The sequence below is a fragment of the Gammaproteobacteria bacterium genome (assembly GCA_040183005.1).
GTDB lineage: Bacteria > Pseudomonadota > Gammaproteobacteria.
Genome location: JAMPIW010000007.1, coordinates 813,994 through 837,914, shown reverse-complemented (window position 1 = coordinate 837,914; position 23,921 = coordinate 813,994). Strand labels below are relative to the sequence as shown.

The window sequence follows — 23,921 nt, the reverse complement described above, 5'->3', positions numbered from 1 at the left end:
TTATCAATGAGTAATCTGCGAATAATTCCAAGGCTCGATATTAAGGGGCCGAATTTAATAAAGGGGATTCGATTAGAGGGCTTGCGTGTAATTGGAGATCCTCAAGAACATGCGGTTCGCTACTACGAAGCTGGCGCGGACGAATTGATATACATGGATATTGTGGCCAGTCTGTATGGTCGTAATAACCTGAGTGACATCATCCGCCGCGCCGCCGAAAATGTATTTATTCCCATTACCGTGGGTGGTGGTATTCGTTCTGTTGATGATGCTCGGCACATTCTTCGCTCCGGTGCTGACAAGGTGGCCATTAATACGGCAGCAATTGCCCGGCCTGAGTTGATATCTGAGGTAGCTTATCGTTTTGGCTCTCAGGCCATGGTGCTGTCTATCGAAGCCAAACAGATCGGTTCTGGTAAGTGGGAGGTCTACACTGACAACGGCCGAGAGCGTACCGGCCTGGATGTGATTGAGTGGGTACGGCGTGGAGTTGAGTTGGGTGCGGGTGAGGTGTTGGTGACATCTGTGGACCGCGAAGGCACCCGTAAGGGTTTTGAGCTGGATTTGGTTCGTCAAGTGAGTCAGGCGGTATCCGTGCCTGTTATCGCGAGCGGTGGCATGGGGTCGATAGATGATTTTTTAGCTGCTGCACGTGAGGGCTTGGCTGATGCGATTGCGATGGCTGACGTACTCCACTACAAGCGTCTTGACTTGAAGGAAATTCGTCGGGCTGCACTTGCGGCCGGGCTTTCAGTACGGAAACTTGATGATGAGTAACAAAATAACCCTGCTGGATTATGGCATGTGCAACCTGCTCAATGTTGCGAGGGCTTTTGAGCATTGTGGGGCAGAGGTCACGATTACTGAAGATGCGCCTAGCGCATTGAAAGCAGAAAAGTTGGTTGTGCCTGGTGTAGGGGCTTTCCGCGATAGTATTCTTGAGGTCGAAGCCCGTGGCTTTGGTGATGCTATCAAGCGCTTTGTGGATACGGGCCGGCCGTTTCTGGGTATATGTGTAGGTATGCAAATGCTGTTTGAGACGAGCGAGGAATTTGGTGACCATCCAGGTTTGGGTGTACTGTCCGGCAGTGTGAAGGCAGTGCCCAAGTTGACAGTGGATGGCGCTGAACAGCGGATACCGCACATCGGCTGGAATCACCTGGTGGCGCCTGAAACAGGGCGAAGCTGGCACGGGAGTTTGCTGGAGGCATTTGAGGGCAGGCACCCTGCTGTCTACTTCGTGCATTCGTTTGCGGCAGTGCCAACCGATCCTTCGGTGCGTCTGGCTGACACTGTTTATGGTGGACATCGTGTTTGTGCGGCGGTGCAACGGGATAACATTATGGCTACCCAATTTCATCCGGAGCGTAGCGGTGAGATTGGGTTAGACATTCTGCGCGGGTTTATGAGGCTTTGATGCGCGTTTTGGCGGTTATTCCAGCGCGCGGGGGCTCCAAACGTTTACCTGGTAAAAATACCAGGCAGCTATTTGATAAACCTCTGATTGCCTGGTCGATTGAGTTTGCGAAGTCAATCCCTTCGTTCACTGACATTCAGGTCTCAACAGATAGTGCAGAAATAGCGGCTGTCTGCAGCAGCCATGGCATTGAGGTGCCGCGCCTTCGCCCTGTTGAATTGGCAACGGATGAAGCCACCTCGATTGAGGTGGTATTAGATGTTCTGAGTTGGAAACGTGCAAATGGCCAAGAGTTTGATGCAGTCGCCTTGTTGCAGCCTACTACGCCGATTCGTTTCGCGCAACGTTGGGTCGCGGCTTTTGATCTATTGAACAGCGACGATTGCGAGGGGGTGATTGGCGTTTCTCTTGCTGATACGCACCCTTACCTTACGTTCAAGAACTCTGCCGATGGCTTTCTTGAGCCATGGCTGACTAATCCTTCTGGTGTGACCCGCTCACAAGATTACCCACCCGCCTATGCGGTCAATGGCGCGTTGTATCTCATAAGAGTGGGGTCATTGGTTGAACAAAGAACGTTTTTCCCCAAGAAATGCCGCTTAGTGTTATGTTCTGAGAGAGTAGAAAACATCGATGTCGACACCCCCTTTGACTGGCGTGTTGCAGAGATGCTGATTGCAGATTGGATGGCCGAACAATGAAAACTTTTGTTATCGCCGAAGCCGGCGTCAATCACAATGGCAGCGATGAACTAGCGTTGCAGTTGGTCGAGACGGCCGCGCGCTGCGGGGCGGATGCGGTCAAATTTCAGACTTTTTCAGCGGACAAGCTGGTGCGAAAAGGCGCTGAAAAGGCTGAATATCAGAAACGTGAAACTGGTGAGGGCGACCAATATTCGATGCTCAAGCAGCTGGAAATGTCTGAGGCTTTGCATCGCAAACTGTTTATGCGCTGCAATGAGTTGTGCATCGAATTCATGTCCACCCCATTTGATGAAGAGGCCGCCGACTTTCTGATCGCCTTGGGCATGCGGCATATCAAGATACCCTCGGGAGAAATCACCAATCACCCGTTTCTGGCGTACCTGGCAAGCAAAAACGTACCGATGATTATGTCCACGGGTATGGCTACGCTGGACGAAATTCATGATGCGATTGAGGTGGTTAGGTCGGTACGGCAGCAGCTAGATTTTACTGCGCCACTGGAAAGCATGTTGACGGTGCTGCACTGTACTTCCAATTATCCCGCAGCCCTTGAAGATGTGAATTTGCGTGCCATGACTACCATTGCACAAGCCACTGGTTTGCCCGTTGGCTACTCTGATCATACGGCAGGAACAACCGTTTCTGTTGCTGCTGTTGCCATGGGGGCAACAGTGATCGAAAAACACTTTACGCTGGACCGTAATTTGCCGGGACCCGATCACAAGGCTTCGCTGGAACCGGATGAGCTGGCTGAGATGATTGCTCGTATCCGCGATGTGGAACGTGCGCTCGGTTCACCCATCAAGCAACTGAATACAAGCGAGCTTCCGGTGCGCGAACTGGTGCGGCGTAGCGTGACACTGGTGTGTGGCGTTACCGCTGGTCAGGTTATTGTGCCAGAGGATGTGGCGCTGATGCGGCCCGGCAATGGCATCGCGCCTAAAGATCTGGCGGCAGTGGTTGGTAAAAAAGCTGTGCGGAATATTGAGCCCGGTATGACCTTGCAGTGGAGCGATCTGGTATGACGCGCGGTGTGCGACGGGTCTGCTATGTCTCCGGCACGCGCGCCGACTTTGGTCTGATGCAATCCACCTTGCAGGCGATACATGCCAGCCCGGTTTTGTCGCTGGATGTGGTGGCAACGGGCATGCATTTGTCAGAGCGTTTTGGTTTGACCGTGCGTGAGATTGAGGCGGCGGGCTTGAATGTGGGTGCACGTATTCCGGTTGAGATGGATACGTCCACGGGCGCCGCTATGGCACGTAATTTGGCAAAGACACTTGAAGGGTGCGTAGCAGCTTTTGAACACTTGCGGCCGGATGTTGTGCTGTTGTTGGGCGACCGGGGTGAGATGTTGGCTGGGGCACTGGCGGCGATTCATTTGAACATTCCGGTAGTGCATATTCACGGCGGGGAAAGATCAGGTACGGTTGATGAGCCTGTACGGCACGCAATCACCAAGCTCTCACACTTTCACTTTGTGGCCACGCAGGATGCGCGCGAGCGATTGATTCGCATGGGTGAGCGTGCCGATCATATTTTTGTAACCGGCGCGCCGGGGTTGGATGGTTTGAGTGAGCTGGCTACCCTTGACCGTGTGGCACTGTGCAATGGCGTGGGGTTTGACCCTACCAAAGGGCTTGCCTTGTTTGTGTATCACCCAGTGCTGCAAGAGGCCGATAACGCGGCAAGTGAAGCGTGTGCATTGCTGGAGGCTTGTTTGAGGCAAGGTTTACAGGTGATTGCCTTGATGCCCAATTCAGATGCGGGCAGTGAAGGCGTTCGCACGGTATTGGAGAGCTACGCCCCGCACCCGCGGGTACGGGTGCTGACGCACTTGCCAAGGCCCGAATTCGTGTCATGGATGGCGGCGTGCGATGTGATGGTGGGTAACTCAAGCAGCGGTATCATCGAGGCAGCCAGCTTCGGTACGCCCGTGCTGAATGTGGGGGTGCGCCAGAACCTGCGCGAGCGCAATGCCAATATCACGGATGTCATGGTGGTGGGTAGGGATGTGGATGTGGCACTTGGTCAGATTCTAACCCGCGGGCGGCTCATGCCAGGCAATGTTTACGGCCGGGGTTGTGCGGCCCAGAAAATCGTTCAGCTGCTGGGTTTGCTGGATTTTTCGGCCTCGGTATTGTTGAAATCCAATGCGTACTGAATCTTTTTTGATTGTGGGGGCTGGTGGGCATGCCAAGGTAGTAATCGATGCCCTGCGGAGCCTGCATGGCATCGATTGCTTGTTGCAGTTGGCAGATGATGATGTGAAGTTTACCGGTTTGTTTTCTATGGGGTTGCCTATTACTGTACCCATTGCTAAAGCATTGCAACCCGGCGGGTATTTTCATGTGGCCATTGGTAACAACAGGTTTCGCTCTCGTGTTGCCGGACTTTGTCTGCAAGCAGGTATGAAGTACCACTCTATTCTGCATTCGCGGGCTATCGTGGCGGCCTCTGCTGAGATGGGGGCCGGCTGCTTCGTTGCTGCAGGCGCTATTCTGGCGCCGGAGTCTTCTCTGGGCGCGGGCTGCATTGTGAACCATGGTGCCGTGATTGACCACGATTGTCATTTGGGCACGTTTTGCCATGTGGCGCCGAATGCCACACTAGGCGGCGGTGTGACTGTAGGGGATGGCGTTCTGATTGGAGCAGGGGCGAATGTGCTTCCTGGTGTTTCGATTGGAGAAGGGTGTGTTGTAGGGGCGGGGGCAGTGGTTCTGCACGATTTACTGGCAGGGGGCACTTATGTTGGTGTTCCCGCTCGGTGTATTCAGGGGTAAACGAATGAACATAGCTGCAATTAGCCTTAATCGAGCGACAAGTCTTTTTGATGCGCTGGCCATTCTGGACAAGGAGGGGTCTGGCATTTTGTTGTTATTGCGGGCTGACGGCACTTTTGAGCGCACGATTACGGATGGTGATATTCGGCGTTTGCTGCTTGAAGGCAAAGCCCTTGGCGATTCTTTAGTGGCATTGCCTGCGATGGAGTCCATTGTGGTGCAGGATGGAGTGACACGCGAAGCAGCCTTGGACTTGATGGTCTCGCACCAGATTAATCATTTGCCTGTGGTGGATGAGGCGGGTTTTGTCATCAAAGTGCTGGAGCGGCGTGAGCTGGATGAGCAGATTTTGTTGTCAACTCCGCATCTGGGCTCCTGGGAGCGGGAGTTTGTTGACGAAGCGTTTCGCACTAACTGGATTGCGCCGCTGGGTCCCAATGTGGATGCCTTTGAGCGTGAGCTGGCCGCGCATGTCGGTATCTCGTACGCGGCTGCGCTAAGCTCGGGAACGGCTGCAATCCATTTGGCGTTGCGTATGTTGAATGTAGGGCCTGGCGATGTGGTTTTTTGTTCGTCGTTGACGTTTGTAGCAAGTGCAAATCCTATAGTGTACCAATGGGCGCAGCCGGTGTTTATCGACTCGGAGCCGGAAAGCTGGAATATGTCGCCGGTGGCACTGGAAAAAGCATTTGACTGGGCCAAACGCGAGAGTAAGTTACCCAAAGCCGTGATTGTGGTGAATTTATATGGACAAAGCGCCGACATGGATTCGATCATGGCGATTTGCGACGCTCATAACGTGCCGGTGATTGAGGATGCGGCGGAGTCTCTAGGTGCGACCTATAAAGGGCGGGCCAGCGGCACTATCGGCAAGCTGGGTATTTATTCGTTTAATGGTAACAAAATCATTACAACCTCCGGTGGAGGGATGCTGGTTTCCAATGACAGTGCCCTGATCGACAAAGCGCGCTTTTTGTCGACCCAAGCCAGAGACTCTGCGCCCTATTATCAGCACAGCGAGGTGGGATACAACTACCGAATGAGTAATATTCTGGCGGGGGTAGGCCGCGGGCAGCTCAAGGTATTGGACAGTCGCGTAGAGGCCAGAAGAGCGGTTTTTCGGCGTTATCAGGATGGGCTTGCGCATGTTTCAGCGATTAAATGGATGCCTGAGCCGTCCTTTGGGCGCGGTACGCATTGGCTGACCGCTTGTACACTTGACAGCACTCAATCCGATGTAACTCCAGCAGAACTGATGGCCAGATTGGCCCGTGAGCGTATCGAGGCGCGTCATGTATGGAAACCCATGCACCTGCAACCCTTGTTTTCAGGTTGCGCTTATTATACGCATGGGGAGAAAGAGAGCACTTCTGATCAGTTGTTTTCGCAAGGCGTCTGCTTGCCTTCGGGGTCCAATATGTCGGCTGAGCAGCAGGATCGCATTATTGATGTAATTGAATCATTGTTTATCTAGAATTTATTATCAGTTCGCAATAATAGGTATTCTTCACGTGTGCTATACGCAGCCTGCCAAAGATGCAGCGTAAGTAATGCAGAAATAACAAGGGGAAGATCGATGGGAATATTCAATCGCCGCATTGCGATTGTAATGCATGACTTGTGTGTAGTGTTCCTGGCTTGGGGGGGCGCTTACCTACTTCGATTCAACTTCTCATTGCAAGCAGTAGATTGGTCGCTCATATTACAGATGCTGCCCGTGGTGGCGCTTGTCCAGGGGATAATGTTCTGGGCTACCGGCCTGCATCGCGGTTTATGGCGTTTTGCCAGCATCCCAGACCTGGGGAACATTATTCGCTCTGTTGCATTGGGGGCGCTTGCCGTAAGCATAGTATTATTCCTGTTTGATCGGCTGGAGGGTGTGCCACGTGCCACGCTGGTGCTTTATCCGGTATTTTTGGTATTGCTGTTGGGGCTGCCTCGGTTGGCTTACCGCATGTGGCGCGATCGCGACCTAACGGCGCACGCGGCTTCCATAAACAAACGGGTTCTGATTCTGGGTGCTGGCCGGGCCGGGGAAATGTTGGCGCGCGATATGCGGCGCGATAGCGAATATCTGCTGGTTGGTTTTCTGGACGATAATCCGCAGCTCAAGGGCGCCAGGATTCATGGCATGCCGGTGTTGGGATCCATGGAACGTCTAACCTGTGTTCTCAACTCCACGGCGGTGGATGTGGTTATTATCGCCATACCTTCGGCAAGCAGCGCCCAGGTGCGTCGTGTGGTGGAGATGTGCGAGCAGGCCAAGGTCGAGTTCAGAATTGTGCCGCGTATGGAAGACCTGATGTCTGGGCGCGTCACTCTGAAAGATGTGCGTGAAGTGGCCATTGACGACCTCCTGGGCCGCGAGCCGGTGTTGTTGGATTGGTCTGCCATCACTGCTGGTTTGGCGGATAAAACGATATTGATCAGCGGCGCAGGGGGGTCAATTGGTTCTGAATTGTGCCGTCAAATTGCGCGTCTGAAACCAGCCTCTCTTGTATTATTTGAGCGTTGCGAATTTAATCTTTACAGCATAGAGCTGGAGCTGCGGGCGCAATATCCCGACCTTGTTTTACATGCCTGTCTGGGTGATGTGTGTGATTGGGTGGGTGTGGAGCATATATTGAGCAAGCATCGGCCCGACATGGTGTTTCATGCGGCGGCGTACAAGCATGTGCCCATGCTGCAAACCCAGGCGCGCGAAGCGGTGCGTAACAATGTGATTGGCACCAAGACCTTGGCGCTGGCGGCTGACAAATACGGTTGCTCTAACTTTGTTATGATATCCACCGACAAAGCCGTTAACCCCGCCAATATAATGGGGACCAGCAAACGGGTCGCCGAAATCTTCTGCCAGATGCTGGACAGGTCATCCACTACCCGTTATATCACCGTACGTTTTGGTAATGTGCTGGGTTCAGCGGGTAGCGTGGTGCCGCTGTTCCAGAAGCAGATTGCCGCTGGTGGTCCGGTGACGGTCACCCATCCCGATATTACCCGTTATTTCATGACCATTCCCGAGGCATGCCAGCTCATTATGCAGGCCGGTGTCATGGGCAAGGGGGGTGAGATCTTTGTGCTCAACATGGGTGAACCCGTCAAGATTCGTTATCTGGCAGAGCAGATGATTCGCCTGTCGGGCAAGATTCCGGGCGAAGATGTCCAGATTGTTTATACCGGTCTGCGCCCCGGTGAAAAACTCTATGAAGAGCTGTTCCACAAGCAGGAAGGGCTTGCCGAGACTGGCCATGAAAAGATTCTGTTGGCGCAGAGCAGAGAGGTTGCGTGGGATTATTTGATTGCCATCATTAATGACATGGAACGATCATGCCAGGAATACGATGACGAGCAATGTGTGCGGCTGTTGAAGAAGCTTGTTCCAGAAATGGAAGCCCCGTCGCTTACCGTCGTGACACAGTCCGCTGTATCGAGGGTGCTGGAATTTAAGCGGGGCAATGTGTGATGCATAAAATCAGAAAGGCCGTGTTTCTCGTGGCAGGGAATGGGCGCACGTTTTTGCTGACGCCATCATTACTTGTTTAGAACATCCCGCCACCGCTGGGTGAGTGACGGCGAGGATCTGTCAACGCCGGAGTTGATTCTGTGTTGGACGTCCAGCGCGTTTGCTGCCCGTGCTGACCACTTTGCTGCATGTAACGGGTCACTTGACCGGTAAATCGGCCCAGGTGGAGCGGCTGCTGGATTCTTTGGTGATTGATAGCTCTAAAATCCGGCGGGAGTTGGGGTGGATGCCATCGTTCACGCAGCAGCGCAAGGAAGCGATGAAGGAAGGGCTGGTTGACGAATATCTTCAATGAATTATTTATCCTTCAGGATCGTCATGCCCAACACTGACCCTCCAAAAATCCTGGTTGTACGCCGCGACAACATCGGTGACCTCATTTGCACCACGCCCCTGCTGCATGCTATACGCCTGCGCTATCCTTCCGCCTATGTGGCCGTCCTGGTGAGCAGCTACAACGTTGAGGTGTTGCACGGCAACCCGGACATCGACGAAACCTTCATATTCCTGAAGCGCCAGCAGCGTAGTCACGGCCACAACCAACTGGCAACATTATGGAAACGCTGGCTGCTACTGCGCACATTGCGCCAGCGGTGTTTCGACTATGTCGTGCTGGCGAACGGTGGCTGGCGGTACTGTAAAAAAATCCACGGACGACACATGATTGGTTTTCGCGAGCGCGACAACCCGGATCATCGGCAACCGGATATTGTCGTGCCTCTGGCAAACAGCACAGAATTGCATGAGGTCGAAAAAATGGCGCGACTGGGCGAGGCGCTAGATGTGACCAACGCGCTTGGGCCGACACGGTTATTTCCCGACATGAATCTGGTCAGCGCGCTGCGCGCACGTCTGGGCCTCACCGCCGATGCCGGTACCCTACCAGTGGTGGGTATCCATATCAGTTCGCGCCGCCCCCAGCAGCGTTGGCCGATCGCTAATTTCGCAGCCTTGATGCGGCGGATACACGCCGCGCAAACGGTGCGATTTGTCCTGTTCTGGTCCCCAGGACGCGCAGACGACCCAATGCATCCTGGGGATGACGAAAAGGCCGACGCGCTACTGCGCGAGGTGGCTGACCTTCCCGTTACAGCCTGCCCGGCGCTCACCATCAGCGAACTCATCGCGGGCATGGCCTGCATAGACTCACTGATATGCAGCGACGGCGGCGCCATGCACGTCGCCGCCGCATTTGGTAAGCCGATTGTCTGCTTTTTCGGCCACAGCATCGCCGCAGAATGGCATCCCTGGGGGGTGCCATACGTGTTACTACAGCCGGAAACCAGGCATGTGGATGACATCAGTGTAAACGAGGCGCTAGCGGGCTATGGCCGGTTACTCCAACAGACGGGGCAGCGACAGAATACGTAACGCACTTCGATGCGGCAACTTCCGAAGGGAACCAGGTCAGGGCGATCAATCCATAACCCTGAAAACGCCGATTTTGGCATGTGGGTGTTTTGGTAACATTTTTCCTTCCAGGCCACAGTGTCACCCTCAAGAAAATAAGCAAATAGCCGATTAAAGAGCTGTCTGCATATTCTATTTCAGGAGAGACGCGACCATGGAGACATTGACAACCGAGACTGCCACAGTTGACATCAAGCAACCACGCTTGTTGCCCGCGAAGTTGCGCGCTGCCTCGATTCATTTGGGGATTAGCGCTACGATTTTTTTGGTTTTTCTTTATCTGATATTGGTTGAATTGTATCCGCCACCGTATTTTTCGACGGATGGCGGCTGGAAAGGTGTTCAGATCATGGTGTTGGTCGACATCGTATTGGGGCCAATGCTCACCTTTATTATTTTCAACCCGCGAAAATCAAGAAAGGAAATAATGCTTGACCTGTCGATCATCGCTGTGTTGCAGCTTGGTGCGTTGGCGTGGGGCGGTTATACAGTGTACAACCAGCGCCCTATAGCTGCTGTCGAGTGGGAGGGCACTTTCAGGCCGCTTACCATCGAGCCACTACATGTGCAGGGGAAAGATCTTGGCGATTTGCAGCAGTTTGGCGCGGAATCTCACCCGGTTATCCATGTCGAGCCGCCCAAGAGCACCGAACAAGTGGGAAGGATGCTAGAGCTCACCTTGAACAAGGATATTGGTGGAGAGCAACAGTTCTGGTTGTTCCGGCCATTCAAGGGTTCTCTTGCGGAGTCAAAGAAACATTCCTTAAACATCAGTGAGGTAGCGGGATCAAACGCTGAAATCCGCAGTGAGCTGGACAAAATCTTATCCCGTGAGGGAGCCAAAAAGGCTGAGGACTTTATTTATTTTAAATTCGCCGGGCGTTACAAAGATGCAATATTTGTCTTTAACAATGCCGGGGATCAGGTCGGGGCGATCACGTGGGGTAGCCCGGAAAGGCTGTAGGTCCGTCTGTAATCAAGGATTTGCCGATTTATTCAATCCGTTCGGGCTGAGCCTGTCGAAGCCCTTGCTAACTCGTTGATTCACAAAAAGCGCATTCCAGACAAGCTCAATGCGAACGGGGTTGATCGGCGTTTCCCTCAAGCTTCCGGCTGGCTATTCACAACCCACCTTTTTGATTGAGTAGCGCTGTCTATTCTGGTATCTTATTTACCCGTCTTTATGTGTATTGCTCACCTGTTGTGCCACGAGGGCACGCAGCGGCTTCCCCGCGTTCCTATTTTCAGGTGTTCATGACTAAATATATTTTCGTTACCGGCGGCGTTGTATCTTCCCTGGGGAAGGGTATCGCTGCCGCCTCACTGGGGGCTATTCTTGAGGCGCGCGGCCTGAAGGTGACCATGCTCAAGCTGGATCCCTACATTAATGTCGATCCCGGCACCATGAGTCCGTTTCAGCATGGCGAGGTGTTCGTTACCGAAGACGGTGCGGAGACGGACCTTGATCTGGGGCATTACGAGCGCTTTGTGCACACCACCATGGGCCGGCGCAACAATTTCACCACCGGGCGCATCTATGAAAACGTGATCCGCAAGGAGCGCCGTGGCGATTACCTGGGTGGCACCGTACAGGTGATTCCGCATATCACCGATGAGATCAAGCGCTGCATCATGGAAGGCGCTATTATTCCAGGCGTCGGGCCTGCCGACGTGGCAATGGTCGAAATCGGCGGTACGGTCGGTGATATCGAATCGCTGCCGTTTCTGGAGGCGATTCGCCAGATGGGTGTGGAGCTGGGCCACGACAATACCCTGTTCATCCACCTGACACTGGTGCCTTATATCCCCTCGGCCGGCGAGATCAAGACCAAACCCACTCAGCATTCTGTCAAGGAACTGCGCTCCATCGGTATCCAGCCGGACGTCCTGTTGTGCCGCGGTGACCGCCCGCTGCCTGCCGATGAGCGCCGCAAGATTGCGTTGTTCACCAATGTGCCCGAGAAGGCAGTGATCTCCGCAGTCGATGTGGACAGCATCTACAAAATCCCATTGCTGCTCCATGAGCAGGGGCTGGATGACATCGCGACCGAGCGCCTGCACCTGCACGCGCCCAAGGCAGACCTTTCCGCGTGGCAGAATGTGGTCTACAACATGGGCCACCCCAATGCCGAGGTGACCGTGGCGATGGTCGGCAAGTATGTCAATCTCACCGAATCCTATAAATCGCTGTCCGAGGCGTTGATTCACGCCGGGATACACACCCGCACCCGCGTGAATATCGTCTATATCGATTCCGAGGAAATGGAAAAGAGCGGTACTGGTTGCCTGGAGGGCATGGACGCTATTCTAGTGCCGGGCGGGTTTGGCGAACGTGGGATCGAAGGCAAGATCATGGCGGTGGAGTTTGCCCGCCGCCGCAATATTCCCTACCTGGGCATCTGCCTGGGAATGCAGGTGGCGGTGATCGAATTCGCACGCCATGTCGCGGCGCTAACCGAGGCGCACAGCACGGAATTTGATCCCAATACGCCCTACCCGGTGATTGCGCTGATTACTGAGTGGATGACGGAGCAGGGCACGCTAGAGCGGCGCAGCCCTGAATCCGACTTGGGCGGCACGATGCGCCTGGGCGGGCAAAAGTGCCAGTTGCTGCCTGGCTCGCTCGCCCGCGAGCTGTATGGGAAGGACGTCATCATGGAGCGCCACCGCCACCGCTATGAATTCAACAATAAATTCCGCGGGGCTCTGGAAAGCGCCGGAATGCGCTTTTCCGGCATGTCCATGGACGGGAGCCTGATGGAGATGATCGAATTGCCCGCGCATCCCTGGTTTGTGGCCTGCCAGTTCCATCCGGAATTCACATCCACGCCGCGCTCCGGACATCCGCTGTTCAGCGGTTTCATCCGGGCCGCGTGCGCCGCTCATGATGCAGTTAAAGAAGGTGTTTAGCGTATGAAGTTATGCGGTTTTGATGTGGGACTGGACCGGCCCCTGTTTTTGATTGCCGGCCCATGTGTCATCGAAAGCCGGCAGCTCGCACTGGAAACGGCGGCAGCACTCAAGGAGATTACGGCGCGCCTGGGCATTCCCTTTATCTATAAGTCGTCATTTGATAAAGCCAACCGCACCTCCAGCAAGACCTTCCGCGGCCCAGGACTGGAAGAGGGGCTGCGCATACTCGACGAGGTGCGGCAGACCATTGGCGTGCCGGTGCTCACCGATGTGCATGAGGATACCCCGCTTGGCGAGGTAGCCGATGTAGTGGACGTGTTGCAGACGCCTGCATTTCTGTGCCGGCAGACCAATTTTATCCAGAACGTGGCCAGCCAGGGCAAGCCGGTGAACATCAAGAAGGGCCAGTTTCTCGCGCCGTGGGACATGAAAAATGTAGTGGAAAAGGCGCGTGAAACCGGCAATCCGTTAATCATGGTGTGCGAGCGCGGTGCGTCTTTCGGTTACAATAACCTGGTGTCGGACATGCGCGCACTGGCGGTGATGCGCGATACGGGTTGTCCGGTGGTATTCGATGCTACCCACTCGGTGCAGTTGCCGGGCGGGCAGGGCGCAAGTTCTGGTGGGCAGCGTGAATTCGTGCCTGTGTTGGCGCGTGCCGCCGTCGCCGCGGGTGTGGCAGGCCTGTTTATGGAAACCCACCCGGATCCCGACAAAGCCATGAGCGATGGCCCGAATGCCTGGCCGCTGGGCAGGATGGAAGAGCTTTTGGAGACCCTGAAAGAGATCGACGCGACCGTCAAGGCACGGAAATTCGCTGAAATGTAGGGTGCGTCTCACGCGCCTTCAGGTTTTGGTGCGTAGAACGCATCCTACATCTCACGCCAAGGCGTGAAGTTTTTCTATTGTAATAACTTAAAACAGAAGTGGAGTAGTTGATGTCGCAGATTGTTGATATACGTGGGCGTGAAATTATTGATTCGCGTGGCAACCCAACCATTGAAGCCGATGTGATTTTGTCATGCGGTGCCGTAGGGCGCGCTGCCGTGCCGTCTGGCGCATCAACCGGTTCACGCGAGGCTATTGAATTGCGGGACGATGATGCCAGTCGTTTTGGCGGCAAGGGTGTGCGCAAGGCGGTGGCCAATGTGAATGGCGAAATCCGCACGCTATTGCTGGGGCGTGATGCAAGCAATCAGGTAACGATTGACAGGCTGATGATCGAGCTGGACGGCACGCCTACCAAGGCACGGCTTGGCGCCAATGCCTTGCTGGCAGTGTCGCTGGCCTGTGCCCGCGCTGCCGCTCAGAACGCCAAGCTCCCGCTGTATCGCTACCTTGGCGGTGACGGTCCGCTCCAGATGCCGGTGCCGATGATGAATGTCATCAATGGTGGCGCCCATGCGGACAATAGCGTCGACATGCAGGAATTCATGATCATGCCGGTTGGCGCGTCCAGCCTAGCTGAAGCAGTGCGCATGGGCGCAGAGGTTTTCCATACCTTGAAGAAAGTGTTGCACGCCAAGGGCATGAACACCGCCGTGGGTGACGAGGGCGGTTTTGCGCCCGACCTGCCTTCCAACGAGGCGGCGCTCGAAGTGATTATGGAAGCCATCGCAAAGGCGGGGTATATCGCCGGCAAGGACATCTTCATCGCCCTGGATCCCGCCAGCTCCGAGTTCTATAAGGATGGCAAATACCATCTGGCCTCCGAAGACAAACATCTGACCTCGGAGCAGTTCGTGGATTACCTGGCGGCCTGGGCGGATAAATACCCCATCATTTCCATTGAAGACGGCATGGCCGAGGATGATTGGGCGGGCTGGAAGTTGCTCACCGAACGTCTCGGCAAGCGCGTGCAATTGGTGGGTGATGACCTGTTCGTGACCAATACCGCGATACTCAGTCAGGGTATCGACCAGGGCATTGCCAATTCCATTCTCATCAAGGTCAACCAGATCGGCACACTCACCGAATCGCTGGCCGCAATCGAGATGGCGAAAAATGCCGGTTACACGGCCGTGGTTTCGCATCGCTCCGGCGAGACCGAAGACAGCTTCATTGCCGATCTTGCTGTTGGCACAAACGCAGGACAGATCAAGACCGGCTCCATGTCACGTTCCGACCGCGTTGCGAAGTACAACCAATTGCTGCGCATCGAGGAACAACTGGCGGGACAAGCAAGCTATCCAGGACGGAGCGCCTTTTATAATCTGCCCAAGCCGTAATGAAAGCGCTGGTCGCGGGCCTCGTCGTCCTGCTGGTGTTTTTGCAATATAAGCTGTGGCTGGGCGAAGGAAGCCTCAACGAAATATGGCAGTTGCACCAGGCAATCGACGCCCAGGCCCGCGAAAACGCCGCACTCAAAGAGCGTAATGCGGCGCTGGATGCCGAAGTCAAGGACCTCAAGCACGGGCTTGACGCTATTGAGGAACGCGCCAGAGCCGAACTGGGGATGATTAAAAAGGACGAGACCTTCTACCGGATTGTGGAATAGGAAATCCTCCTTCCCCCTTTGTCTAAAAGGGGGAAGCCTTAGAGCCATCCCTATGACCTCATTACTATCTGATAACTGCTGGGCTGTTATTCCCGCAGCAGGAACAGGTTCGCGCATGGGTGCGGCCATTCCCAAACAATATCTGCCGTTGCTTGGCAGTACTGTAATCGAGCATACCGTAGGGTGTTTTTTGAGCCATCCACGCATCAAGGGTGTGGTGGTTGTCATTGCCCCCCATGATCTCCACTGGGACCAAATCCCATTTAAAGGTGCCACATCGCCGCTCATCGCCGAGGGCGGCGTCGAGCGTTATCATTCGGTATTGAATGGTCTGGCAAAACTCGCAGGGATCGCCCGGCCGCGCGACTGGGTATTGGTGCATGATGCTGCGCGCCCCTGTGTCCGTCATAGCGACATTGACCATCTCATCGCCACGCTGGCCGATCATCCCGTTGGCGGCCTGCTTGGCGTGCCGGTTTCCGACACGGTAAAACGGGCCAACAGCCAGGGTAATGTGCTGGAGACTGTCTCGCGTGTGGGACTGTGGCGGGCGCTCACGCCACAGATGTTCCGGCTCGATGATCTGTCGCGCGCGCTCAGGCATGTGGTGGATAACAAGCTGATAGTGACCGATGAGGCTGCCGCTATGGAACTGGCCGGGTTTTCACCGCGCATGGTGAGTGGCCACGCCGACAATATCAAGATTACCCATCCGCAAGATCTGGCGCTGGCGGAACTCTATCTCAAGCAACAGGAGAATCAGCAATGAGGATCGGGCACGGTTACGACGCGCATCGCTTTGCGCCGGAGCGCAGGCTGGTGCTGGGCGGCGTGGAAATCCCCTATGATCTGGGCATGGCCGCCCACTCGGATGGCGATGTGCTGATTCACGCCCTGTGTGACGCGCTGCTAGGTGCGGCGGGGCTTGGCGATATTGGCGGTCACTTTCCGGATTCCAGTGCGGACTTTAAGAATATTGACAGCCGTATTCTGCTGCGCCATGTCGTAGCGCTGCTCAACGAACGCGCGCTTGCCATTTCCAATGCCGATATTACCGTGGTCGCGCAGGCGCCCAAATTGAAACCGCATGTCCCCGCCATGCGGGAATGCCTCGCCGCCGACCTGTGCATTGCTGAGGACCGCGTCAACATCAAGGCTACTACTACCGAGGGCATGGGTTTCACCGGGCGCGGCGAAGGGATAGCCGCATACGCCGTGGTGCTGCTCAAAGAAAATGGCGAATAACATGTCCGAGGAATTACCTTATGCTGGAGGCTGCCCGAGTGTATCCGGCGTCATTCGCAGCACGGCGGAAGATTTTCAGGTGGATGAAGACCTGGGTTTCGAGCCTGCGGGCAGGGGCGAACATATCCTGCTGCAAATCCGCAAGCGCAACACCAATACCGAGTGGCTGGCGCGGGAATTGTCGCGGCTGGCGGGCGTGAAGGCAATGGATGTCGGTTATGCCGGACTCAAGGATCGCGCCGCTGTGACCAGCCAGTGGTTCAGCGTCAATCTGGCGGGCAGACCGGAACCTGACTGGACGCAACTCGCCTCGGATGACATACAGTTTCTTACTATCGCCCGTCACGACCGCAAATTGCGGCGCGGCGCGCTGACGGCAAACCGTTTCAAGCTGGTGGTGCGCAATTTGAAGGGCGATATGCCTGATATCAAACCCTATATCGAGCAGCGCCTGACGCGAATTGCTGCGGAAGGCGTGCCGAATTATTTTGGGGAACAACGGTTCGGGCACGCCAATCTCGAGCGCGCCACGGCGATGTTCACCGGACAAGTGCGCGTCAAGGATCGTCATCAGCGCGGCCTTTATCTGTCTGCGGTGCGTTCCGAACTGTTCAATCGTGTGCTCTCGCATCGCGTGGCGGCAGGCATCTGGAACAAAGCCATAGCCGGTGATGTTATGATGCTCGATGGCACGCACAGCATTTTTGCTATCGAAGCCGTGAATGAAGAGATCGAGCGGCGTGTGATGGAGCAGGACATTCATCCCACCGGGTCAATGTGGGGCAGGGGAGGGCTGCGCACCCGTCTGGATGCCAAGGAGATAGAGGAAAGCACCCTGAAGGATTACGAATCCTGGCGCGCAGGGCTTGAAGAGGCAGGACTGGAGCAGCAGCGCCGTTCACTGCGTCTGAAGGTGGAAGATTTGCGCTGGGAATTTACCCCAGAGGGCGACTTACAACTCCAGTTCCGCCTACCGCCGGGCAGCTATGCGACGGTAGTTTTACGCGAGGTGATTGTGCCAAGCTTCTGAAAACATATCGCGCGCAGCGTTCCCTTATTATTGGTTCAGAGGTTTCTCATCTAGGGGGCAGGTTGAAACCCGACACTACGCTCCAATCTAAGCATCAAAATCAGTTCTTATACTTTTCAGGAAGGAGACTACCATGCGTAATTTGACCCTTACCCTCATGCTTGGCTTTACCATGCTCTTGAGCGGTTGCGGCTATAACACGCTGCAATCCACCGACGAACAGATCAAGGCGAGCTGGTCTGAGGTATTGAACCAGTACCAGCGCCGCGCTGATCTGGTGCCGAATCTGGTGAACACCGTCAAAGGCTTTGCCGCTCAGGAAAAGGATGTGTTGATCCAGGTGACCAACGCACGCGCAAGAGTAGGTTCAATCCAGGCCACGCCGGAACTCATCAACGACGAGCAGGCCTTCGCCAAATTTCAGGCCGCCCAGGGCGAATTGTCCAGCGCCTTGTCGAGACTGCTGGTGGTGTCGGAAAACTACCCGCAGTTAAAGTCTGACGCGTCATTCCGTGACCTCCAGGCCCAACTGGAAGGCACCGAAAATCGTATCACGGTGGCGCGCAACCGTTATATCAAGGCGGTGCAGGAATACAACATAACAGTACGTTCGTTTCCCAGCAACCTGACCGCTATGGCGTTTGGTTTCAAGGTTAAGCCCAATTTCAACGTAGAAAACGAAAAGGCCATTTCCACGCCGCCAAAGGTGGATTTTGGCGCCCCCGCGAAACAATAGGTGCCCCGGGTAATATGCCCATGCTAAAACTATGGCGTGCATTCTGTCTGCTTATGCTGTTTGCCTGCAGTGCAGCATACGGCGCCGATGACCTGATTGCCGTGCCGCCGCTGCAGGCCCGCGTCACCGACCTTACCGGTACGCTGACGCCAGAGCAGCAGTCCCAGCTTGAGCAAACTCTGCGCGTCTTCGAGGCGCAAAAAGGCAGTCAGATCGCTGTGCTAGTGGTGCCGACTACCCGGCCGGAAGCCATAGAGCAATTCGGCATTCGTGTAGCAGAACAATGGAAACTCGGGCGCAAGGGCGTAGATGACGGCGCGCTGCTGCTGATCGCCAAAGATGATCGGGAGATGCGCATTGAGGTAGGTTACGGACTGGAAGGCGTGCTCAACGATGCCACTAGCAAACGCATCATCAGCGAGATCATCACGCCACGCTTCAAAGAGGGTGACTTTTATGGCGGCATCAAAAACGGTGTTGACCAAATGATACGTGTGATCGAGGGTGAACCCTTGCCGGAGCCTGCTGGCAGATCTGCCAATACAGTGAATTTTGATCAATTCATCCCCATTGCTTTTATATTGGCGGTGGTAGTAGGCAGCGTGTTGCGGGCCATGCTGGGAAGATTTCCCGGCGCTATTGTCACCGGCGGGGTTACAGCGCTGGCCGCCTGGCTATTTGTGGGATCATTGTTCATTGCCATTATCGCCGCAGTGATAACATTTTTCATCGTACTGAGCGGCGGCATGGGACGAGGCGGCGGCTGGTCCAGCGGCGGTGGATTTGGGCGTGGTGGCGGTGGTTTAGGTGGAGGCTTTGGCGGCGGGGGTGGCGGTTTTGGTGGGGGCGGCGCCTCCGGAAGGTGGTGATATGAGTATCGAACGCATCATCAAACATCTGACGATGACCCACTGGCAGGTCAAGCGCGCTTTTTCGAGCGACACCTTGCAGGCGATAGAAAAAGCCATCAAGGCCGCCGAAACCACGCATCTGGGCGAGATCCGCTTTGCCGTGGAAGGGGCACTGCACAGCACGCCGCTCTTCAAGGGGCAATCCGCGCGGGAACGTGCCCTGGAGGTGTTTTCGCAGTTGCGGGTGTGGGATACTGAGCATAATAACGGCGTACTGATTTATCTGTTGCTGGCCGACCGCGACGTAGAAATCGTCGCCGATCGCGGAGTGCATGCGAAAGTCGGACCGCAGGAATGGGAGACAATCTGCCGCAAGATGGAGGCTGCTTTCAAAGCAGGCCGTTACCAGGAGGGTGTGATCAGCGGCATTCAGGCGGTTGCGGAACATCTCACAAAACATTTCCCTGCCGACGGCATCAACCCCAACGAACTTCCCGACAGGCCGGTGGTGCTTTAGCAAGTTGCTTAAAGTAGCTTTTAAAAGTTATCAGGAGTGATAACCATGAACCTATGGCTCAGATACAGCCTGGCTCTCGCCACCTTGAGTTTGACTGCATGCGCGAGCTTGGCTCCCAAAGATGAGAATTCGCCGTTTTACGCGGTTCCCGCAGGGTCCAGGATTGTGCTGCACCAGGATCTCCAGATTCCACCGGATCGGGCGCGTGTCTATTTGCAGAATGGAAAGGTCGTGAAGGGTCCCAGTCCGTTCTCTCCTTATTGTCAATTTGAAGTGAATGATGTGCTTCCTGCCGGGCAAACCCTCAAAGCGGACGAATTTGTGGTGCGTAAGACGCAAATGGGAGAAGAGTTTATCGCGTCCCGCAGCCCATTTATAATGGCTGTTTCAGGGGGAGGAAACTCCGGCTCGCGTGATTTGTTGCTGGCATGGCACCTATGGCTGGAATCGCCGCGCCAACCGAACGTACGCCGGATGATCTGCGGCGGCAAGTTTGATACAGCATATCGCGCGCGCCGCCCCAGCATCAATGAGATCCGCGCCCAGCTCGGCGATATTGCTACACTCAAGATCATGAGCGATAAATAGCAACAACCCCAATATTTGGCATAACCATGAGGAAGATAAAAATGAAATTTCCTGTAATTACTATTGCATCTGTCTGCATTGCCTTGGCACTGAGTGCCTGTGGCAAGCAACAGCAGCAGGAGGAAGAACCCTCCGTTTCTTCTCCAGTCTCGTCGGTCAGCCCCCCGGAATCAACACCGGAATCTCCCCCCGCCGCTCAGCCTGCTTCACCCTCTGTAGCTAGCGTCCCTGAGGCCACCCCTGTTTCGCCCACGGCTACCGCTCCCGAAGTCGCCAAACCCCAGGAAAGCGCCCCGGCTCAACCAGCGGCCGTTGAGAAAAAAGCACCTGCCGAACAGGTGGCCACCTCTACCCCGGTCAAATCCGAGAGCGGTTCAGACGCCCTGGCCCTGGCGCAAAAGAGCGGCTGCCTTGCCTGTCATAGCGTGGAGAAGAAAATTGTGGGTCCGGCGTGGAAGGATGTGTCCGCGAGATACAAGGGAGATGCCGAAGCCAAAGCCAGATTGATCGCCAAGGTCAAAGCGGGTGGCAAAGGCAATTGGACAGAAGTGACCGGCGGTGTGCCCATGCCCCCTTATTCCCCGCGCGTCTCCGATGCGGATATCGAAAAGCTGGTAACTTTTGTGCTGTCGCTGGCGAAGTAACCCAGTTTTACCCCAAATCCCCCCACAACATTTGCAGTGCAGACAAGGCCGTCACTGCTGCGGTTTCGGTGCGCAATATGCGTGGGCCAAGGCGTATGCCCTCAAATCCGGATTGCTGCGCGCCCTTGATCTCTGCATCGCTCAGGCCGCCTTCCGGGCCAATCAGCAGTGTAATTAGAGGATCATCAGGCTTGGAAAGCGACGTTAGCGTGGCGGGGGCAAGCGGATTCAATACCAGTCTGATGCCATGTGCTGACTCCGCAAGCCAGCTACTCAAAGGCACGGGAGCCAACACCGGTGGTACCCGGTTGCGGCCGCACTGTTCACAGGCGCTTGCCGCCACGGCCTGCCAGTGCTGCACGCGCTTGGTCAGACGCTCTCCCTCCAGGCGTACTTCGCAACGCTCGCTGATCAGCGGCACGATCTTCGTTACACCGAGCTCCACCGCCTTTTGGATGGTGTAGTCCATGCGTTCACCGCGCGATACGCCTTGCGCAAGTGTGATGTGCAACGGTGATTCGGTTTCGTGTGCAATGTAGCTCCCTACGCTAACTTCCGCGCGGTTCCTGTCTGTGCTGCGTAGAACGGCTTCATATTCCCCCCCAAGTCCATTAAACAGGATCAGCGGCGCGCCAGGTTTCAAGCGTAACACCCGGATGATGTGATTGGCTGCGTTGGCATCCAAGGTCGCGCTGGCGCCGCTTGCCAAGGGGATAGGTAGATAAATTCGGGGAATACGCATATTTATGCTGCGAGTCTCGGATCAGGATTCGCCGGTTGAAAGAGTTATCCCTTCCCAAGCCACCTCGGCAATATAAGCGATTTGCTCTTCAGTGATGACATAAGGTGGCATGAGGTAGACAACATTGCCAAGCGGCCTTAGCAGCACGCCTTTTTCCAAGGCATGACGGTAAACGCGCAGGCCACGACGTTCCTGCCAGGGGTAGGGCTCTCGTGTGCGCTTGTCTTTGACCATTTCAATAGCGAGGATCATGCCGCACTGACGCACCTCGGCGACATGCGGGTGCTCCGCGAAACGGGCTGTCGTGGCGCGCATGGCTTCGGCAAGCGCCCGATTTTTTTCAAGCACATTGTCTTGCTCGAAGATATCCAAAGTCGCCAGCGCCGCCCGGCAAGCGAGGGGATTGCCGGTATAGCTATGAGAGTGCAGAAAGGCGGTTAGGTTCTGATAATCGTCGTAGAATGCCTGATAGACCACCTCCGTGGTCAATACGACGGACAGAGGCATATACCCGCCGGTGAGTCCCTTGGACAGGCACATGAAGTCCGGCGTAATGCCCGCCTGTTCGCACGCGAACATTGTGCCGGTGCGTCCAAAACCCACTGCGATCTCATCGGCGATGAGGTGGACGTTGTGTTTATCGCAGGCGTCGCGCAGCAGGGTCAGGTATACCGGGTCATACATGCGCATGGAGCCCGCGCATTGTACCAGCGGCTCCACGATTACTGCACACGCCTGGCCGGCGTGCTGTTCTAGCGCCTGCTCCATGTGGCCAAACATGCGTCGCGAGTAATCAGCGCAGGACTCGCCTGATTCACGGTAAAAGCAGTCGGGAGAGGGTACACTGATCGTCTCCATCAGCAGCGGTGCGTAAATTTCCTTGTAGAGTGGGACATTACCCATTGCGAGGGCACCCAGCGTCTCGCCGTGGTAGCTGTTGGTCAGGGTAATGAATTTGGTCTTTTGTGTCTGCCCCAGGTTGCGCCAGTAGTGATAGCTCATCTTCAGGGACACCTCAACGGCGGATGATCCGTTGTCGGCGTAAAAGCATCGGTCAAGCCCCGGCGGCGTTAGCGCCACTAAGCGCTCCGATAAACGGATCACCGTCTCGTGAGAAAAACCGGCCAATAAGACATGTTCCAGGGTGTCGAGCTGTTCGTGCAGCGCGGCATTGATACGTGGGTTGGCGTGACCAAACAGATTGACCCACCACGAGCTGATGGCGTCGATATAGCGGTTGCCGTCAAAATCCTCCAGCCACACACCTGTGCCACGCCGGATCGGGATCACAGGCAGATGTTCGTGATCCTTCATCTGGGTGCAGGGATGCCAGAGCACCGCCAAGTCACGTTGGGCAAGTAACCGGTTGTTCATATGTGTATAATATCCTATTGCCGGAGTGAGTGTATGACATGGCGATGAGTGGAAATCCTACAAAGAGATTGCGCCAAAGCCACGCTTTGTTTGATAGAATGGAGAGCTGTAACTAATTTGTACTTCGCTTGGCCGTATGATAACAACCAACGATATGCCTCTGCTTGGAATCCTGCTGAAGGGGACGAATAAAAAATGAATATTTCCCGTTATCGAGTTTGTACACTGGCAATGCTTGTGTTGTCCCTGGCCTTGACGGGCTGCGTGGGCAAGACCTATCCTCCGTTGCCCACCACCAAGGGATCCTTGCCCTCGACATCCGATCCTGATGCCTACAATTACCTCATTGGTCCAGGGGACAGCGTCAACATTTTTGTATGGCGCAATCCTGAAGTTTCCAATACGGTGACGGTGCGTCCCGACGGCAAGATTACCACCCCTCTTGTGGAAGACCTCCCCGCCAGCGGCAAGACACCAACCCAGTTGGCGCGCGACCTTGAAAAGGCGCTGGCAACATACATCAAAGAACCCATCGTTACCGTGATTGTCGGTGGATTTGTCGGCCCTTACAGCGAGCAGATTCGCGTCATGGGCGAGGCCGCCAAACCCCAGGCGCTTCCTTATCGCCAAAAGATGACCATGCTTGATCTGATGATTGCCGTGGGCGGAATCACCGACGCTGCCGATGGAAACAAGGCCAGTATCGTGCGTTTTGTTGGTGGCAAACAGAAGCAGTTTCAGGTGCGTCTTGAGGATCTAATCAAGGATGGAGATATCAGCGCGAATGTCGATATATTACCAGGGGACATCCTGATCATTCCTGAATCCTGGCTCTAGAGGATTGTTGAAAGATAACTTGCCAGTACCTTTGACATGTATCTTTCCGTTGCGGGAATGCGCGCGGGAGTGATGTTTTGAAGCTCTTGTTAAGACTATTTCTGGTTACT

At 55.2% G+C, this 23,921-nt stretch carries 26 protein-coding genes; 24 read left to right on the top strand and 2 right to left on the bottom strand.

Features of this window, described 5'->3' with window-relative positions:
* The first annotated feature begins 6 nt into the window (after window positions 1-6).
* The 23 genes from M3A44_09810 (at window position 7) to M3A44_09700 (ending at window position 20,858) form a co-directional block, all read left to right on the top strand.
* The gene (locus M3A44_09810; protein MEQ6341926.1) at window positions 7-777 is read left to right on the top strand and encodes an imidazole glycerol phosphate synthase cyclase subunit; all 771 of its coding nucleotides are present in this window, start codon (window positions 7-9) and stop codon (window positions 775-777) included.
* The gene (gene hisH, locus M3A44_09805) at window positions 770-1,417 is read left to right on the top strand and encodes an imidazole glycerol phosphate synthase subunit HisH (GenBank protein MEQ6341925.1); all 648 of its coding nucleotides are present in this window, start codon (window positions 770-772) and stop codon (window positions 1,415-1,417) included. The genes M3A44_09810 and hisH overlap by 8 nt, the downstream gene beginning before the upstream one ends.
* Window positions 1,417-2,118 (top strand): acylneuraminate cytidylyltransferase family protein, encoded by a 702-nt coding sequence (locus tag M3A44_09800; protein MEQ6341924.1) that lies wholly within the window; start codon window positions 1,417-1,419, stop codon window positions 2,116-2,118. The genes hisH and M3A44_09800 overlap by 1 nt, the downstream gene beginning before the upstream one ends.
* Window positions 2,115-3,146: an N-acetylneuraminate synthase gene (gene neuB, locus M3A44_09795; protein MEQ6341923.1), complete on the top strand. Its 1,032-nt coding sequence runs from the start codon at window positions 2,115-2,117 to the stop codon at window positions 3,144-3,146. Before M3A44_09800 ends, neuB begins: the two co-directional genes overlap by 4 nt.
* The gene (gene neuC / locus M3A44_09790; protein MEQ6341922.1) at window positions 3,143-4,285 is read left to right on the top strand and encodes a UDP-N-acetylglucosamine 2-epimerase; all 1,143 of its coding nucleotides are present in this window, start codon (window positions 3,143-3,145) and stop codon (window positions 4,283-4,285) included. The genes neuB and neuC overlap by 4 nt, the downstream gene beginning before the upstream one ends.
* Window positions 4,275-4,904: an acetyltransferase gene (locus M3A44_09785; protein ID MEQ6341921.1), complete on the top strand. Its 630-nt coding sequence runs from the start codon at window positions 4,275-4,277 to the stop codon at window positions 4,902-4,904. The genes neuC and M3A44_09785 overlap by 11 nt, the downstream gene beginning before the upstream one ends.
* 334 nt (window positions 4,905-5,238) lie before the next feature.
* The gene (locus M3A44_09780; GenBank protein MEQ6341920.1) at window positions 5,239-6,378 is read left to right on the top strand and encodes an aminotransferase class I/II-fold pyridoxal phosphate-dependent enzyme; all 1,140 of its coding nucleotides are present in this window, start codon (window positions 5,239-5,241) and stop codon (window positions 6,376-6,378) included.
* A gap of 102 nt (window positions 6,379-6,480) precedes the next feature.
* The gene (locus M3A44_09775) at window positions 6,481-8,367 is read left to right on the top strand and encodes a polysaccharide biosynthesis protein (GenBank protein ID MEQ6341919.1); all 1,887 of its coding nucleotides are present in this window, start codon (window positions 6,481-6,483) and stop codon (window positions 8,365-8,367) included.
* A gap of 202 nt (window positions 8,368-8,569) precedes the next feature.
* The gene (locus tag M3A44_09770; protein ID MEQ6341918.1) at window positions 8,570-8,722 is read left to right on the top strand and encodes a hypothetical protein; all 153 of its coding nucleotides are present in this window, start codon (window positions 8,570-8,572) and stop codon (window positions 8,720-8,722) included.
* A 23-nt stretch (window positions 8,723-8,745) separates the two neighbouring features.
* Window positions 8,746-9,798 carry a glycosyltransferase family 9 protein gene (locus M3A44_09765; GenBank protein MEQ6341917.1) on the top strand — a complete coding sequence of 351 codons (1,053 nt, stop codon included), beginning with the start codon at window positions 8,746-8,748 and terminating at the stop codon, window positions 9,796-9,798.
* 193 nt (window positions 9,799-9,991) lie between these two features.
* Window positions 9,992-10,801 (top strand): hypothetical protein, encoded by an 810-nt coding sequence (locus M3A44_09760; GenBank protein MEQ6341916.1) that lies wholly within the window; start codon window positions 9,992-9,994, stop codon window positions 10,799-10,801.
* Window positions 10,802-11,091: 290 nt separating this feature from the next.
* A complete protein-coding gene (locus M3A44_09755; GenBank protein ID MEQ6341915.1) occupies window positions 11,092-12,747 on the top strand; it encodes a CTP synthase in 1,656 nt (551 codons plus the stop codon).
* 3 nt (window positions 12,748-12,750) lie between these two features.
* Complete coding sequence (kdsA, locus tag M3A44_09750; GenBank protein MEQ6341914.1) at window positions 12,751-13,578, top strand: 3-deoxy-8-phosphooctulonate synthase; 828 nt, start codon at window positions 12,751-12,753, stop codon at window positions 13,576-13,578.
* 110 nt (window positions 13,579-13,688) lie between these two features.
* Window positions 13,689-14,978 carry a phosphopyruvate hydratase gene (eno, locus tag M3A44_09745; GenBank protein ID MEQ6341913.1) on the top strand — a complete coding sequence of 430 codons (1,290 nt, stop codon included), beginning with the start codon at window positions 13,689-13,691 and terminating at the stop codon, window positions 14,976-14,978.
* Window positions 14,978-15,247 carry a cell division protein FtsB gene (gene ftsB / locus M3A44_09740; GenBank protein ID MEQ6341912.1) on the top strand — a complete coding sequence of 90 codons (270 nt, stop codon included), beginning with the start codon at window positions 14,978-14,980 and terminating at the stop codon, window positions 15,245-15,247. The genes eno and ftsB overlap by 1 nt, the downstream gene beginning before the upstream one ends.
* 52 nt (window positions 15,248-15,299) lie before the next feature.
* Window positions 15,300-16,016, top strand: a complete 717-nt coding sequence (gene ispD / locus M3A44_09735; protein MEQ6341911.1) for a 2-C-methyl-D-erythritol 4-phosphate cytidylyltransferase — start codon at window positions 15,300-15,302, stop codon at window positions 16,014-16,016.
* A complete protein-coding gene (gene ispF, locus M3A44_09730; GenBank protein ID MEQ6341910.1) occupies window positions 16,013-16,492 on the top strand; it encodes a 2-C-methyl-D-erythritol 2,4-cyclodiphosphate synthase in 480 nt (159 codons plus the stop codon). The genes ispD and ispF overlap by 4 nt, the downstream gene beginning before the upstream one ends.
* A 1-nt stretch (window position 16,493) precedes the next feature.
* Window positions 16,494-17,522, top strand: coding sequence for a tRNA pseudouridine(13) synthase TruD (gene truD, locus M3A44_09725; GenBank protein MEQ6341909.1), 1,029 nt, complete (start codon window positions 16,494-16,496; stop codon window positions 17,520-17,522).
* Window positions 17,523-17,655: 133 nt separating this feature from the next.
* Window positions 17,656-18,258: a LemA family protein gene (locus M3A44_09720; protein ID MEQ6341908.1), complete on the top strand. Its 603-nt coding sequence runs from the start codon at window positions 17,656-17,658 to the stop codon at window positions 18,256-18,258.
* Window positions 18,259-18,272: 14 nt separating this feature from the next.
* Window positions 18,273-19,127: a YgcG family protein gene (locus tag M3A44_09715; GenBank protein MEQ6341907.1), complete on the top strand. Its 855-nt coding sequence runs from the start codon at window positions 18,273-18,275 to the stop codon at window positions 19,125-19,127.
* A gap of 1 nt (window position 19,128) precedes the next feature.
* On the top strand, window positions 19,129-19,626 hold the full coding sequence (locus M3A44_09710) for a TPM domain-containing protein (GenBank protein ID MEQ6341906.1): 498 nt from the start codon (window positions 19,129-19,131) through the stop codon (window positions 19,624-19,626).
* Window positions 19,627-19,671: 45 nt separating this feature from the next.
* A complete protein-coding gene (locus M3A44_09705) occupies window positions 19,672-20,214 on the top strand; it encodes a hypothetical protein (protein ID MEQ6341905.1) in 543 nt (180 codons plus the stop codon).
* 338 nt (window positions 20,215-20,552) lie between these two features.
* Window positions 20,553-20,858, top strand: coding sequence for a c-type cytochrome (locus tag M3A44_09700; GenBank protein ID MEQ6341904.1), 306 nt, complete (start codon window positions 20,553-20,555; stop codon window positions 20,856-20,858).
* A gap of 7 nt (window positions 20,859-20,865) precedes the next feature.
* Here M3A44_09700 and M3A44_09695 read toward each other — a convergent pair whose 3' ends face one another.
* Together M3A44_09695 and M3A44_09690 are read right to left on the bottom strand one after the other, a co-directional pair.
* Complete coding sequence (locus tag M3A44_09695) at window positions 20,866-21,600, bottom strand: 16S rRNA (uracil(1498)-N(3))-methyltransferase (GenBank protein ID MEQ6341903.1); 735 nt, start codon at window positions 21,598-21,600, stop codon at window positions 20,866-20,868.
* A gap of 21 nt (window positions 21,601-21,621) precedes the next feature.
* A complete protein-coding gene (locus M3A44_09690) occupies window positions 21,622-22,974 on the bottom strand; it encodes an adenosylmethionine--8-amino-7-oxononanoate transaminase (protein ID MEQ6341902.1) in 1,353 nt (450 codons plus the stop codon).
* Between the two features lie 195 nt (window positions 22,975-23,169).
* Here M3A44_09690 and M3A44_09685 point away from each other — a divergent pair, with 195 nt between their 5' ends.
* Window positions 23,170-23,811: a polysaccharide export protein gene (locus M3A44_09685; protein ID MEQ6341901.1), complete on the top strand. Its 642-nt coding sequence runs from the start codon at window positions 23,170-23,172 to the stop codon at window positions 23,809-23,811.
* Window positions 23,812-23,921 lie beyond the last annotated feature (110 nt).

What these genes read in the sequence shown, in the direction of transcription:
- M3A44_09690 (MEQ6341902.1), bottom strand. Translation starts at nt 22,974, where the DNA reads ATGAACAACCGGTTACTTGCCCAACGTGACTTGGCGGTGCTCTGGCAT.
- M3A44_09715 (MEQ6341907.1), top strand. Translation starts at nt 18,273, where the DNA reads ATGCCCATGCTAAAACTATGGCGTGCATTCTGTCTGCTTATGCTGTTT.
- truD (MEQ6341909.1), top strand. Translation starts at nt 16,494, where the DNA reads ATGTCCGAGGAATTACCTTATGCTGGAGGCTGCCCGAGTGTATCCGGC.
- M3A44_09710 (MEQ6341906.1), top strand. Translation starts at nt 19,129, where the DNA reads ATGAGTATCGAACGCATCATCAAACATCTGACGATGACCCACTGGCAG.
- ispF (MEQ6341910.1), top strand. Translation starts at nt 16,013, where the DNA reads ATGAGGATCGGGCACGGTTACGACGCGCATCGCTTTGCGCCGGAGCGC.
- M3A44_09720 (MEQ6341908.1), top strand. Translation starts at nt 17,656, where the DNA reads ATGCGTAATTTGACCCTTACCCTCATGCTTGGCTTTACCATGCTCTTG.
- M3A44_09760 (MEQ6341916.1), top strand. Translation starts at nt 9,992, where the DNA reads ATGGAGACATTGACAACCGAGACTGCCACAGTTGACATCAAGCAACCA.
- M3A44_09755 (MEQ6341915.1), top strand. Translation starts at nt 11,092, where the DNA reads ATGACTAAATATATTTTCGTTACCGGCGGCGTTGTATCTTCCCTGGGG.
- M3A44_09705 (MEQ6341905.1), top strand. Translation starts at nt 19,672, where the DNA reads ATGAACCTATGGCTCAGATACAGCCTGGCTCTCGCCACCTTGAGTTTG.
- M3A44_09765 (MEQ6341917.1), top strand. Translation starts at nt 8,746, where the DNA reads ATGCCCAACACTGACCCTCCAAAAATCCTGGTTGTACGCCGCGACAAC.
- M3A44_09785 (MEQ6341921.1), top strand. Translation starts at nt 4,275, where the DNA reads ATGCGTACTGAATCTTTTTTGATTGTGGGGGCTGGTGGGCATGCCAAG.
- M3A44_09810 (MEQ6341926.1), top strand. Translation starts at nt 7, where the DNA reads ATGAGTAATCTGCGAATAATTCCAAGGCTCGATATTAAGGGGCCGAAT.
- M3A44_09695 (MEQ6341903.1), bottom strand. Translation starts at nt 21,600, where the DNA reads ATGCGTATTCCCCGAATTTATCTACCTATCCCCTTGGCAAGCGGCGCC.
- kdsA (MEQ6341914.1), top strand. Translation starts at nt 12,751, where the DNA reads ATGAAGTTATGCGGTTTTGATGTGGGACTGGACCGGCCCCTGTTTTTG.
- hisH (MEQ6341925.1), top strand. Translation starts at nt 770, where the DNA reads ATGAGTAACAAAATAACCCTGCTGGATTATGGCATGTGCAACCTGCTC.
- ftsB (MEQ6341912.1), top strand. Translation starts at nt 14,978, where the DNA reads ATGAAAGCGCTGGTCGCGGGCCTCGTCGTCCTGCTGGTGTTTTTGCAA.
- neuC (MEQ6341922.1), top strand. Translation starts at nt 3,143, where the DNA reads ATGACGCGCGGTGTGCGACGGGTCTGCTATGTCTCCGGCACGCGCGCC.
- neuB (MEQ6341923.1), top strand. Translation starts at nt 2,115, where the DNA reads ATGAAAACTTTTGTTATCGCCGAAGCCGGCGTCAATCACAATGGCAGC.
- M3A44_09775 (MEQ6341919.1), top strand. Translation starts at nt 6,481, where the DNA reads ATGGGAATATTCAATCGCCGCATTGCGATTGTAATGCATGACTTGTGT.
- eno (MEQ6341913.1), top strand. Translation starts at nt 13,689, where the DNA reads ATGTCGCAGATTGTTGATATACGTGGGCGTGAAATTATTGATTCGCGT.
- M3A44_09800 (MEQ6341924.1), top strand. Translation starts at nt 1,417, where the DNA reads ATGCGCGTTTTGGCGGTTATTCCAGCGCGCGGGGGCTCCAAACGTTTA.
- ispD (MEQ6341911.1), top strand. Translation starts at nt 15,300, where the DNA reads ATGACCTCATTACTATCTGATAACTGCTGGGCTGTTATTCCCGCAGCA.
- M3A44_09685 (MEQ6341901.1), top strand. Translation starts at nt 23,170, where the DNA reads ATGAATATTTCCCGTTATCGAGTTTGTACACTGGCAATGCTTGTGTTG.